This is a genomic window from Paenibacillus chondroitinus NBRC 15376 (assembly GCF_004000765.1).
Lineage (GTDB): Bacteria > Bacillota > Bacilli > Paenibacillales > NBRC-103111 > Paenibacillus_E > Paenibacillus_E chondroitinus.
The window spans coordinates 1-12,817 of record NZ_BILW01000059.1 but is presented as its reverse complement, the minus strand read 5'-3'; the positions used below and the strand labels follow the sequence as shown (position 1 = coordinate 12,817).

At 46.9% G+C, this 12,817-nt stretch carries 14 protein-coding genes; 13 read left to right on the top strand and 1 reads right to left on the bottom strand.

The features are described from left to right. Position 1: 1 nt before the first annotated feature. The 12 genes from PCH02S_RS32535 to PCH02S_RS32480 all read left to right on the top strand — a co-directional run bounded on the left by PCH02S_RS32535 (position 2) and on the right by PCH02S_RS32480 (position 11,114). Positions 2-1,210, top strand: coding sequence for an ABC transporter permease (locus tag PCH02S_RS32535; protein WP_246069360.1), 1,209 nt, complete (start codon positions 2-4; stop codon positions 1,208-1,210). A 25-nt stretch (positions 1,211-1,235) separates the two neighbouring features. Then, the gene (locus tag PCH02S_RS32530; RefSeq protein WP_127458261.1) at positions 1,236-2,525 is read left to right on the top strand and encodes a TolC family protein; all 1,290 of its coding nucleotides are present in this window, start codon (positions 1,236-1,238) and stop codon (positions 2,523-2,525) included. Positions 2,526-2,681: 156 nt separating this feature from the next. After that, positions 2,682-2,969, top strand: coding sequence for an Asp-tRNA(Asn)/Glu-tRNA(Gln) amidotransferase subunit GatC (gene gatC, locus PCH02S_RS32525; RefSeq protein WP_127458260.1), 288 nt, complete (start codon positions 2,682-2,684; stop codon positions 2,967-2,969). A gap of 28 nt (positions 2,970-2,997) precedes the next feature. Continuing rightward, on the top strand, positions 2,998-4,455 hold the full coding sequence (gene gatA, locus PCH02S_RS32520) for an Asp-tRNA(Asn)/Glu-tRNA(Gln) amidotransferase subunit GatA (RefSeq protein ID WP_127458259.1): 1,458 nt from the start codon (positions 2,998-3,000) through the stop codon (positions 4,453-4,455). Between the two features lie 33 nt (positions 4,456-4,488). Further along, positions 4,489-5,940 (top strand): Asp-tRNA(Asn)/Glu-tRNA(Gln) amidotransferase subunit GatB, encoded by a 1,452-nt coding sequence (gene gatB, locus PCH02S_RS32515; protein ID WP_174806855.1) that lies wholly within the window; start codon positions 4,489-4,491, stop codon positions 5,938-5,940. Between the two features lie 57 nt (positions 5,941-5,997). Next, a complete protein-coding gene (locus tag PCH02S_RS32510) occupies positions 5,998-6,486 on the top strand; it encodes a GNAT family N-acetyltransferase (RefSeq protein ID WP_127458257.1) in 489 nt (162 codons plus the stop codon). Between the two features lie 15 nt (positions 6,487-6,501). Further along, the gene (locus tag PCH02S_RS32505; RefSeq protein WP_127458256.1) at positions 6,502-7,209 is read left to right on the top strand and encodes an MgtC/SapB family protein; all 708 of its coding nucleotides are present in this window, start codon (positions 6,502-6,504) and stop codon (positions 7,207-7,209) included. A 63-nt stretch (positions 7,210-7,272) separates the two neighbouring features. Continuing rightward, positions 7,273-7,875 carry an RNA polymerase sigma factor gene (locus PCH02S_RS32500; protein WP_127458255.1) on the top strand — a complete coding sequence of 201 codons (603 nt, stop codon included), beginning with the start codon at positions 7,273-7,275 and terminating at the stop codon, positions 7,873-7,875. Next, positions 7,826-8,134, top strand: coding sequence for an anti-sigma factor (locus PCH02S_RS32495; RefSeq protein WP_127458254.1), 309 nt, complete (start codon positions 7,826-7,828; stop codon positions 8,132-8,134). The genes PCH02S_RS32500 and PCH02S_RS32495 overlap by 50 nt, the downstream gene beginning before the upstream one ends. Before the next feature lie 23 nt (positions 8,135-8,157). Further along, positions 8,158-8,742: a DUF6677 family protein gene (locus PCH02S_RS32490; RefSeq protein ID WP_127458253.1), complete on the top strand. Its 585-nt coding sequence runs from the start codon at positions 8,158-8,160 to the stop codon at positions 8,740-8,742. A gap of 99 nt (positions 8,743-8,841) precedes the next feature. Then, positions 8,842-9,276: a peroxide-responsive transcriptional repressor PerR gene (perR, locus tag PCH02S_RS32485; protein WP_127458252.1), complete on the top strand. Its 435-nt coding sequence runs from the start codon at positions 8,842-8,844 to the stop codon at positions 9,274-9,276. A 125-nt stretch (positions 9,277-9,401) separates the two neighbouring features. After that, complete coding sequence (locus PCH02S_RS32480) at positions 9,402-11,114, top strand: glycosyl hydrolase family 18 protein (protein ID WP_246069358.1); 1,713 nt, start codon at positions 9,402-9,404, stop codon at positions 11,112-11,114. 50 nt (positions 11,115-11,164) lie between these two features. Here the strand turns inward: PCH02S_RS32480 and PCH02S_RS32475 are convergent, their stop codons facing one another. Further along, a complete protein-coding gene (locus PCH02S_RS32475) occupies positions 11,165-11,569 on the bottom strand; it encodes a YgzB family protein (RefSeq protein ID WP_127458251.1) in 405 nt (134 codons plus the stop codon). Positions 11,570-11,692: 123 nt separating this feature from the next. On the opposite strand from PCH02S_RS32475, the gene PCH02S_RS32470 reads away from it, so the two are divergent. Beyond that, a complete protein-coding gene (locus tag PCH02S_RS32470) occupies positions 11,693-12,562 on the top strand; it encodes a nucleotidyltransferase-like protein (RefSeq protein WP_127458250.1) in 870 nt (289 codons plus the stop codon). Positions 12,563-12,817: the final 255 nt, after the last annotated feature.

Genomic DNA, 12,817 nt, shown 5'->3' with positions numbered 1-12,817 from the left:
GATGGATCTTCGGATTGGCAAGCTGATATCGGAAGAATGGATGCACATTCTGAAGGACCGGCGTCTTTTTCTGATCTTGTTCTTCGTTCCGGTCATGTATACCGTGCTTTTCGGATCGATTTATGTCCATCATAAAGTCACGGAAATGGCGACGGTCGTCATCGATGAAGACCAAAGTCCGCTCAGCCGTCAGGTCATTCAAGCCTTTGAGCAGAGTGAATCGTTTGAGATTACGAAGGAATATCACTCGGAAGAGGACGTCAAGCACGCACTGGAGACGGGGGAAGCGAAAGTAGGATTAGTAATTCCTTCGAATTTTGAGGCAAAGCTGAAACATGGCGAAACGCTGCCTATTCTCACGCTAATCGACGGCAGCAACATGATGATCTCGAATTCAGCGACCAAAGGCGCGAACGAAGTGATCACGACATTCAGCATGGGGTATTCCCAGAAAAAGCTGCAGCTGCAGCAGGGACTCCAAAACGAGCAAGTCATGAACACTCTATCACCGATTCCTTACCGATATCGGATTATGTATAACTCAGCATTTAACTATAGCGATTTTATGCTCTACGGTCTTGTCGGGGCTATTTTGCAGCAAGTGTTATTTCTCGGTATTGCTTTAACGATTACCAGGGAGAAAGATGCGGGGACTTGGCAGCGTTTTGAGGTTTGGAAAAGAAATCCATGGCGCATCGCGTATGCGAAGACAGCTCCGTATTTCTTGATCAATCTTTTTAACACATCCGTCACCTTCGTCATTGCTTTGTACGCTTTTGGCGCTCCAATGGGCGGAAGTTTGCTTGTAGGTTTGGCCATTATTCTTAGTTTTACCTTTGCAGTCAGCGGGATCGGCTATCTCATCAGCTTGTTTTCCGGCAATCAGCTCGGGGCTACACAAACGGCGATGCTCATTGCTGTGCCGTCCTTCATGCTTTCAGGCTTCACGTGGCCGTTCGAAGCCATGCCGAAAGCTTTGCAGGTGTTTGGGCACATGCTGCCGCTTACGTATTTCTTGGACGGCGTGCGCAACGTATTCGTGAAGGGGAACGATTTCTCGGTTATTTCGCATGATTGCGTTGCGCTTATCTTAACCGGAGCTTTGACCTATTTCATCGCCATGCTGTTAACGCGATTTGTTGTATTCTCCAAGAAGAAAACATCCGTTCATCAACCTGCGCTGCCGCCTAGCTCCAAACTCACTGCTTAACTACTTAAGGAAGGAAGCGATTTATTTGAAAAAAACAATCATAAGTCTCTCGGCAGCTCTGTTACTCCTTTCCAGCTCAGTCTATGTTTACGCGGATTCACTACTAGATCCCGATCAACATGTTTACGTGAATGAGGACGTTCTGGAGACCGTATCCTCCGTTAATTTGGACTTTGTGTTGGATAAAGCGCTGAAAGATTCCCATAACCTCTCCCTGTTAGCGCTAAAATATGCCGCCCAAGGCAGCAAAAAGTCCGATCTTGAGCAGCAAATGGATAACATGAGCTCGGCGTCTTTTGCGCCAGGTCACTTGCCTAGCACACCTGAGGAGGTTACCAATACGGGAAATCCGCTGCTGCCGAATCTCACAGAACCTGCCGATATTGCTTGGACCGTGGTGCAAAATAATGCCATGAACCAAATGATGCAGGGCATGGGCGCTCTCGCCGGCGGTATGAACGCGATTATTGCTGCTCAACGGGCGCAAATGAACACGGCTGCGCATCAGCTAGGAACGGATCAGCGCAACTCGCTGCTTCAAACCGATGAAGCCAAAGCCGGTATTCGCCTGCAGACCATCGCCCAATACGTGCAGCTGCTTGGCCAAAAGAAACAGCTTGCTTTCATGAATGAATACGAAGGCGTGATGGAGAAAGAGCTGCTGCGTGCAACGCTTCTTTCACAGCAAGGTTTGGCTTCCTCGGAGGATGTGCTGACAGCACAGAAAGCCATTCATAAACAGAAGGACGATACTACTATCTTGTTGAACAATTATCGTCTGGGCCTTGTGCAGCTTTCGACGGACATTGGAATTTCCTATGATCCTAATTTAATCCTCCAAGATATCGACCCTATTTCGGTCCAGCCTATTGCAGAAACGGACACGATCACTTTATTGAAATCTTCGTATCAAATGAAATCTTCCGGTAATAACATCGATGAAGCTGTATGGGAAACGGATCATACAGTGACCCAGAACACTTACGGTGAAACGTATTTAGGCGTTAATGTGGCGATCAACGGCCAGAAGAATGAGCAAATGCAACTCGAACTGACCAAAAAAATTCAATCTACCTATAACGATGCCAAAAATGCGTATGCCGCAGTCCTTACCGAGCAGCGGAATCTGACTGACGTTCAAGCGGATTTGAAAAAAATGAAAATCCGGTATGAGGCCGGCGTCATCTCCAAGCATGATTTGAACAAGTTTCAGATCAAAGTAGATCAAAATGAAACTACATTGGCCGCAGCCAAACTGAAGTATTATGTACTAAATGAAAAAGGGAAGGCCATGGACACAGGATTCATCCAATAATTCATTTGCCCAAACTAACCACAGCTCCTTAATCGCAGCGGCTCTTCGGAACCTCATCTGCAAAGGGGCTGTGGTTTTTTCTGGATTGAGTTCACAAATTATCTGGGATATAATGAAAAGAATGACTAAATGCTGATTCAAAGGGGTGTAGAGAACTTGAGCATTACCAGAAAAGATGTCGATCATGTCGCGAAGTTGGCTAGACTCGATCTAAGCGAGAATGAGAAAGAATTATTTACCGGACAGCTTAATGCCATTTTAAAATATGCGGAGCAGTTGAACGGGTTGAATACTGAAGGTATAGCTCCCACGAGCCACGCTATGCCGTTAGTGAATGTGATGCGGGAAGATGTCGTTACGCCGTCGCTGCCGATTGAGAAAGTTATGGCGAACGCTCCCGATCAAGAAGACGGGCAATTCAAAGTACCTGCTGTTTTAGAATAGAGAACCATATGAAAGGGAGTGCCTGTCGTTGTCTTTGTTTGATCTAAACCTACAACAAATTCACGCGAAGCTTCAAGGCAAAGAGATTACCGTTGCCGAACTCGTGGATCAATCCTATACAAGAATTGGGCAAGTGGAAAGCAAAGTTCGCGCTTTCCTTACATTGGATGAAGAGAACGCAAGACAAGCTGCGGCCAAATTGGACGAGCAGCTGGCAAGCGGTCAAGCGCGTGGCGATTTATTCGGGCTTCCCATCGGGATCAAAGATAATATGGTCACCGAAGGTCTGAGAACGACGTGTGCCAGTAAGTTCTTGTCGAACTACAATCCGATCTATGATGCGACCGTTGTCAGCAAGCTGAAAGAGGCGCAGACGGTTACCATCGGCAAGCTTAACATGGATGAGTTCGCGATGGGCGGTTCCAACGAGAACTCCGCCTACCACCCAACCCACAATCCGTGGAACACGGATTATGTGCCAGGGGGCTCCAGCGGTGGTTCTGCCGCTGCCGTAGCTGCAGGCGAGGTGTACTTCTCGCTGGGCTCTGACACCGGCGGCTCGATTCGCCAGCCGGCTGCTTACTGCGGTATCGTCGGGCTGAAGCCGACGTACGGCCTTGTGTCCCGCTATGGTCTTGTCGCGTTCGCGTCTTCGCTCGACCAGATCGGGCCGCTGACGAAGAACGTCGAAGACTCCGCCTACCTGCTGCAAGCTATCGCAGGTTATGATGCGAAGGATTCCACATCTGCTAAAGTGGATATCCCTGACTACCTCAGCGCACTGACCGGAGATGTCAAAGGTCTGCGCATCGGCGTGCCGAAAGAATACATGGGCAAAGGAATTGACCCAGCGGTGAAAGAGAAAGTCCTCGAAGCGCTTAAAGTGCTTGAAGGCTTAGGCGCCGTATGGGAAGAAGTATCCCTGCCGCATTCCGAATATGCGGTTGCGACCTACTATCTGCTGGCTTCTTCCGAAGCTTCGTCGAACCTTGCGCGTTTTGACGGGATTCGTTACGGCGTCCGTTCCGACAACGCCAACAATCTGCTTGACTTGTATCATCTCTCCCGCAGTGAAGGCTTTGGCCCTGAAGTCAAACGCCGGATCATGCTTGGAACTTATGCCTTAAGTTCTGGTTACTATGATGCTTACTATTTGAAAGCACAACAAGTTCGCACATTGATTAAACAAGATTTTGATCAAGTGTTTGAGAAATACGATATCATCATCGGGCCGACGGCGCCGACGCCTGCTTTCAAAATTGGCGAGCAAAGCAACGATCCGCTCACGATGTATCTGAACGATATTATGACCATTCCGGTCAGCTTGGCGGGTATTCCTGCGATTAGCGTTCCTTGCGGATTCGTGAATGAACTTCCGGTTGGCTTGCAAGTCATCGGCAAAGCGCTGGATGAAGCTACCCTATTGCGTGTAGCTCACGCTTTTGAGCAGCATACAGATCACCATAAGCAGCGCCCGCAATTGTAGGTTCATAGTTCATGAGTAACGAAGGAGGCATTTATTTTGTCGGCAACAGATACCCAATATGAAACGGTCGTCGGTCTCGAGGTTCACGTAGAGCTTCATACCGCATCCAAAATATTTTGCGGTTGTGCAACCTCATTCGGTGCACCTCCGAATACGAATACATGTCCCGTTTGTTTGGGACACCCGGGCGTATTGCCCGTACTGAACCGCCAAGCGGTAGAATATGCCATGAAAGCGGCAATGGCGCTGAACTGCACCATTTCCACGCACAGCAAATTTGACCGTAAAAACTATTTTTACCCGGATTCTCCCGATGCTTACCAAACCTCGCAATACGATCAGCCGATCGGTTTGAACGGTTGGGTTGATATTGAAGTGAATGGCGAGACCAAACGCATTGGCGTGACACGCGTGCATTTGGAGGAAGATGCGGGCAAGCTGACGCACGTGGATGGCGGATATGCCTCACTCGTTGACTTGAACCGTGCCGGAACGCCGCTCATCGAGATCGTTTCGGAGCCTGATCTGCGCTCACCGGAGGAAGCTCGCGCTTATCTTGAGAAGCTAAGAGCCATCATGATCTACTGCGACGTGTCCGACGTGAAAATGGAAGAAGGCTCGATGCGCTGCGATGCGAACATCTCCTTGCGTCCATTCGGCCAAGAGAAGTTCGGCACGAGAGCTGAGCTGAAGAACATGAACTCGTTCCGTGGCGTCCTGAAAGGACTGGAGTACGAGGAATATCGTCAAGCTGACATTCTCCGCAGCGGCGGTGAAGTCGAGCAGGAAACGCGTCGCTGGGATGACGGGCAGGGCAAGACGCTTTCGATGCGCGGCAAAGAAGATGCGCACGACTACCGTTACTTCCCTGATCCGGATCTCGTGAGCCTTTATATCGACGATGCTTGGAAAGCAGCCGTCAAAGCAACGATCCCTGAGCTGCCGGATGCTCGCAAAGCCAGATACAGCAGTCAGTTTGGCTTGCCGAACTACGATGCGGAAGTCATCACGTCATCAATGAAGCTGGCTAACTTCTTTGAGGAGAGCCTTAACTATACGCAGGATGCCAAAGCGGTTTCGAACTGGATTATGGGCGATCTGCTCGGTTATTTGAATGCGAACAATCTTGAACTTGCGGATGTCAAAGTGACGGGCAAGGGTCTAGGTGAAATGATCGGCCTGATCGAAAAAGGGACCATTTCCAACAAGATCGCCAAAACGGTCTTTAAAGAAATGATCGAATCCGGTAAAGAACCACAGAAAATTGTGGAAGAGCAAGGACTCGTTCAAATCAGTGACGAAGGCGCGATTAAAGCTGTTGTCGAGCAGGTTGTAAACAATAGCCCGCAATCGGTTGCCGATTTCAAAGCGGGTAAAGAGAAAGCCGTCGGGTTCTTGGTCGGCCAAGTCATGAAAGAAACCAAAGGCAAAGCAAATCCAGGGCTGGTTAACAAATTAATTCTGGAGTGCCTGAACAGCAAATGATACAGTAAAGTGGTGATCCTTATGGACACCACTTTTTTATTTGAAGGAGGCTTCCGCATGTCTATTGAATCTCTTCCACTGCATACGAATGAGGAAATCCTGCATCTGTTAGCGCTTCAAATCGCCTCCTATCGCGTTGAAGCTGAGTTGATTGGCTTCGAAGACATTCCTCCGCTTAAGGATGGCATTCAGTCTATACGCGAGGCTGAGGAGACGTTCTATGGCTATTACGTGCAGGAAGAGAACGAACGTAAGTTGGTTGGCGCGATTTCCTACTCCCGGGAAGGTTGTGTCGTCACGATCTGCCGGATGATGGTTCATCCTCATTTTTTTAGGCGCGGTATTGCTAGAGCGCTTTTGGAACATATACTACAGAAACAAGAAAATAATGGTGTGCAGCTTTTTATTGTCTCAACAGGTACGGCCAACCTGCCGGCCACCCAGCTTTATCAAAGTTTTGGTTTTACAGTGAAGCGGGTATTCACAGTTCCTCCGGGCGTGTCACTAACGACCTTTGAGCGGCCAGGAGTCATCAGGGAAAAATAGGGAGGCGATCACATCGTGAGCAATCCATGGGTTATTGATCAGGTTCATATCACCATACGGTTAGTCTTGGCGCTATTTCTTGGTGGCTTAATCGGCTTTGAGCGGGAGGTTAGCTCCCATGCTGCAGGGCTTCGCACGCATATTTTGGTCTGTGTAGGCTCCGCTTTAGTCATGCTGCTTTCCATGTATGGCTTCAGCGCTTTTGTGAACGAGGTGAATGTTCGCTTGGATCCGTCGCGTTTGGCGGCGCAAGTCATCAGCGGTATTGGTTTCTTAGGAGCTGGTACGATTATTTTTAACGGAAGGTCCATTACAGGGCTTACGACGGCGGCCTCCCTCTGGGTAGTGGCTGGGATTGGCCTTGCTGTAGGGGCGGGCTTTTATTATCCAGCCGTCTTGGCTTGCTTTATGGTGCTAATATCCTTGTGGATTTTGAACAAAGTAGAGCAGAAATTTTTTAATGGGAAAAAAGTTCGCATTCTCAAAATTCAGGCGATTGATCAACCGGGAACGCTCGGCGTGATTACTACTCTTTTGGGAAAACAGAAAGTCGATATTCGCAAAATTACATTGGAAGAACAAGAGAATGAGGACAAGCCAAATCAGGTTCAAATAACGTTTCATGTTACAATACCTAAGCCGTCTATTATCGTCTCCGTACTTGAAGGAATCAATCAAATAGAAGGCGTCAGCGGCGTAACGATGGAAAAAGGAAAAAGTTGAAGGGGTTCTCCCGCAGAGAGCGTCTAAGGTTATAAGACGAGTTACGGAAGGGGGAGGCAAGGCATGGACAATTTGACGGATGAGCAGCTGATCGACCGGGTCCGTCAAGGTCATTCCGATGCTTATCGTGTGCTGGTTGAACGACACAAAAGTTATATTTACACACTTGTATACCGCATGGTTGGACATAAGGAAACTGCCGAAGACTTGACCCAGGACGTATTCGTCAAGCTGTTTCGAACATTATCGCATTTTCGCGGAGAGTCGAAGTTTACGACTTGGCTCTATCGCATGACGACAAATATCGTAACCGATTATCGGCGTTCACAGAAGCGTAAGCCCTATGAAGCTTTGCTTGATAAAATGAAGGGTTGGTTCTCGGACAGCAAGGAACAACCGGAAGAAAGGGCTCTGCTCAAGGATGAGCAGGAGCAGATGCAAGGACTGTTGTCCGAACTTCCGGACAAGTACAGGCTTATTATGTATCTGTATCATTATAAGCAGCTTTCTTACCAGGAGATGTCCGAGGCGACCGGGCTGCCTGTCAAAACGCTCGAAACGAGATTATACCGGGGGAAAGCGATGCTCAAAGAAAAATGGTTGGAGGTGAATCCGCATGAATCCCAAGCAACAAGAAGACATCCGGCTCACGCAGTACCTAAATAAGCTGTTAGATGAGATGCCGCTTAACGAACCAAGTCCCTTGTTGACGGATCGCATCATGCGTGCTGTCCAAGCTGACGAGATCACGGTGCCGCAATCCAATTGGCAGGCATATCGGCGAAAAGCATGGGTCAATGGTCTCGTTGCAACCGCAGCAACCATTCTCCTGTTTCAGCTCGGAATTATTCATAAAATCATAAACATCGATGTAGGCATTATTCAAATTACTTCGTATATCCAACATTTATCTGAGTTATTATGACCAGAAGAACGGAGGCCTTTTACATGGCTATACCCAAAGACAGCTCGCATATTCCCCCGTATTCAACCGACTCCTCTTATCCCAACTATGCGCCTTACTATCCGATTCCCAGGAAACGCAAATGGGTTGCAGGGGTATTGTCTTTCATCGTTCCAGGAACGGGGCATTTTTACTTAGGTCTCATGCAGCGCGGCTTATTCCTGATGCTGCTGCTGATCCTTGATATTTTCATCATTACATCGTTAGCTTCTCAGCATAATACAAGCGTTCCCGCCGTTACCCTCTTTGCCTTGTTCATTCCTGTGATCTACTTCTACAATCTTTTTGATGCGCTTCAAATTACGGATTATGTGAACCGGCGCAATGAGCTTGGCGAGTTTGCAGGGTCCTACGACCATGATTTTCAAGATCCTTTACAGAAGCTGATCAAAGGCACCAACATGGGCGTACTGCTCGTCGTTGTCGGCGTACTCTTTTTCCTTCTCAGCAATAAGCCGCGGTGGGTTACGGGACTCTTCGATTTCATGGGCTCTTATGTAGGTTCAATTGCCCTCGTTCTTGGAGGTTTAGCCCTGTATGTGATTGATTCCCGTAAAAATAAGCACTGACAAGTTGGCTAAACCGCATAACCATCATTGACAAAAGGGAATGACCACACGTACAATATTATGTAAGGTTTTATTGACTAACAGCGGGTGGTGTGTAACATGGCAGCACAATTAGAACAAGCATTAGCTAAATTGAAAACAACAGGTGTTCGAATGACGCCTCAGCGTCATGCGATTTTATCCTATTTGCTGGACTCCATGACGCATCCGACAGCAGATGATATTTATAAGTCCTTAGAATCCAAATTTCCTAACATGAGCGTAGCGACTGTTTACAATAATCTTAAAGTTTTTATTGAATCGGGACTCGTTCGGGAACTGACTTATGGAGATAGCTCGAGTCGCTTTGATGCGGATATGACAGACCATTACCATGCGGTTTGCGAAGTTTGCGGCAAGATTGCAGATTTTGAATACCCGCCTCTTCATGATATTGAGACAACTGCTGCCGGGCAAACAGGCTTTCAGGTTGGCGGCTACCGGTTAGAGGTTTATGGCGTCTGCCCGGATTGCACAGGGGTTACTAAGCATTAACTTTCGCAGAATTCCTCATTACCTGTTCCTATGTTGTATAATGAAACGTGATCATACCTTCTTGTTGATGGAGAGGGTAGGAGAGCGTTTTTTTCTTTTTATATCGTATATAAGGAAGTGAAATCTTGCAGCAGCGCAGAAGATCGTCGAAGAAAATCCTACTGATCAGTTCACTCATTATCGGGATGTTCGCCGCAGGTGCGGCTTCATTTCTATGGGAGCAGTTCGCTCCGAATCGTACGAAAGTCGAAACCGACTATCACGAATTAAGCAAGCCGATCTTTTATCAAGGGAATTATTATAAATTAAGTGCAATTGGTGAAAAAGAGGGGCTGAAGCTTCCGCTGGAGCTCATTCAGGAGTGGATCGACCCTTCTATTCTATATGAAAAAAGCAGCGATTCCGTGATCATCACAACCAAAGATAAAGTACTGCGTTTGAAGACAACAGAACTTTCAGCGTTGATGAACGAGAAACCAATCACATTGTCTTTTCCCGTAGAGAAGAAAGGGAGCGACATTTATGTGCCGATAGAGCCACTGCGTCAACTGTACCCTTTTGAGATCAGAGAGTCAGATCAGACGGGCGCCGTTCTTTTATTTAAAAAAGGCGAAACGCTCAAATGGGGAAAGCGTACGGCCGCTGAAGCTGCACAACTGCGCACTTTTGCCTCGATTAAAGCGCCTATCGTATCAAGTATCGCCGGAGGAGAGCAGGTCATATTGCTCGGGGAAGAGGAAGAATGGTATCGCGTTCAGCAGGCAAGCGGACCGATTGGATATGTGCGTAAAACGGACATTCAGATTGATCATGATGAAACCATTCCCATTCAGGAGGATACATCGTCCTATGTGCCTTGGAAGCCGCCTGCGGGTAAGTTAAACCTGACATGGGAACATGTCATTAGCAAAAATCCCGATACAACCAAGATAGGCGAAATGCCTGGCCTGCAGGTTGTTAGTCCGACTTGGTTCTCGATATCGGACGGCGAAGGGCGTTTGAAGAACCTGGCCGATGCCTCTTATGTCAAATGGGCGCAAACCCGAAATTATCAGGTTTGGGCGCTATTCAGCAACGGCTTTGATCCTGATGTGACGAATAAAGCCCTATCGACCTATGATAGCCGGATGAAAATTATTAAACAATTGCTTGGCTTTGCACAAACGTACAAACTGCAGGGCTTCAACATCGATTTTGAAAATGTATATCTCAAAGATAAAGAAAACCTTGTCCAATTTGTCCGTGAAATGACTCCTTTTATGCATGAACAGGGTCTGGCTGTGTCCATTGACGTGACGCCCAAATCAACCAATGAGATGTGGTCGATGTTTTACGACCGGACTGCGCTTGCAGAAGTGGTTGATTATATGATGGTGATGGCCTATGACGAGTATTGGGCGACCAGTCCCAAATCCGGTTCCGTATCCTCTTTGCCTTGGACGGAAAGCTCCGTAAAGCAGATACTCAATGTGGATAAGGTTCCACCTTCTAAGTTGGTCTTAGGTGTGCCTTTTTATACACGTCAATGGACGGAAGAAATGAAAAATGGCAAGTTAACGGCCACTTCCAAAACATTAACCATGGAAGCTGCCGCAGCTATTATAAAAGATAAAAAACTAACGCCGACCTATTTGCCGGATATTGGTCAAAATTATGTGGAGTACAAAGACGGCGAGAAGCTCATTCGCATCTGGTTGGAGGATGAAACCTCGATGAAGGCGCGGCTTGATCTCGTTAAGAAGTATGATCTTGCAGGAGTGGCCACGTGGAGAAGAGGCTTTGAGCAGTCGCCAATGTGGAAAGTCATCCAGGATGGTTTGGTTCCAGCAGCACCATAAAAAAAGCCGATCCCCTCTGCAAGGGATCGGCTTTTCGTTATGTCGGAGCATCAATGAGGCTTATGCTCATGATCTCTGTTTGGCTCTAGCGGGATTGCTTGTGCTGCCGCAGTTTCATTCTCGGCAGTTGACTGGTACTGCGGATCAACTGTTAGGATTGTTTTACAGAACATGCAGCGGTCTGTTTTTCCTAGCATTTTAGTTCTTCTTCCGCACTCCGGGCAGTCAAGTGCAATTGCCGAAGTAGAAAGCATGCCGGCCCAGAAGTAAATACCCATACTGACCAGCATGGAGACCATCCCGATGATCATGAAGATGACTGCAACTATTCGGCCTGCTTTTCCCCAGTCAAAGACGACCCCCGCTAATCCTATAATCATTAGCAGCATGCCGCCCATTGTTAAAGCAAGACCCCACAAGCGAAATTCATTAACTTTACTTGATCTGAAACGCACGTGTTGTTCCCCCCATAATTTAGCTATCAGTTTTGTATGATTTGTCACAGAATTCAGCAGGAAACTCCTCTTGCATTGTAGAAATAAGATATAAACAATTGGAGACAGGAGCTTTGGACACCCATGGGAATTGATAAAGAGCAGTTTTTGCTTAAGTTCCGAAATGACAGTCGGATCATTAGTGTCATGGCGGTTGATAATCCTAAGCAACTTCCCTCACTTACAGATGGCTTCGATATACTTCTGCTTATCGTAACGAACGACCTGAGCCTGAACAATCATACTACTAATTATATAAGAGACGATTCTCGGATACAAGAAAGGTGGGTAGATCCCTCCTCCATTGAACAATGGGTACGCCAAGGTCACAACCGAAATATCCTTCATTGGCTGCTAAAAGGGGAGATACTTCTGGATCAGAATACGTATTTAGAAGGACTGCGCCATCGCATACTTGAATTTCCGGCTGACCTGCGTGAACATAAACTACTTGTCGAGTTCTCTCTTTTTCTGCGTAAATACCTTCAGAGCAAGGAATATATTCTAGATGAGCACTTGCTTGATGCTTATAATAATATTTTGGAAGCCCTGCATCATTGGGCTCGTATCGTCATCATTGAGGATGGCTATCACCCGGAAATTACGGTATGGCGGCAGATTCGTGCAATAAATCCAGGGGTGTACAAGCTTTATGAGGAATTGACAATGAGCAAAGAGACATTGAAGCAACGGGTTCAGCTCGTTTTGCTGGCTTGTGAATTTTCGGTTATGTCAAAAATGGAGAGATGCTGCGAGGCGTTTATCCAAATCCTCAGAGAAAATGATAAGGCGTTCAGTTCAGATGAACTTCAACAGCATGGTCAATTAATTGAAATTAAATCAGAACTTCCTTTATTGCTCAATAAGCTCGTCAAAAAGGGTTTGATCAAAGAAGTTGCTGTTCTCATCGATGAAGAAACTTCAGAGATTGAGCTGCGATATACGAGCGTATAATCGGTAAAATCCAGGGAGAATCAGATGCTTATCTGGTTCTTTTTTTATTTTTAATTTATTGCTTGACTTTAAATGCGTTTCTATGATAAATTAACTCTCGCCGCTAAAAACGGCTCACATGAAAAGCTGAAGTGGTACAAGGTTGCAAGCAAAGCAAGAAAAAAGAAAAATAAAAAAAGCTTGCATCGAATAGCCCAGATGTGATATATTATAAAAGTCGCCGCTAAACGGATGGCGAAGAAAAAGAAAGAAATT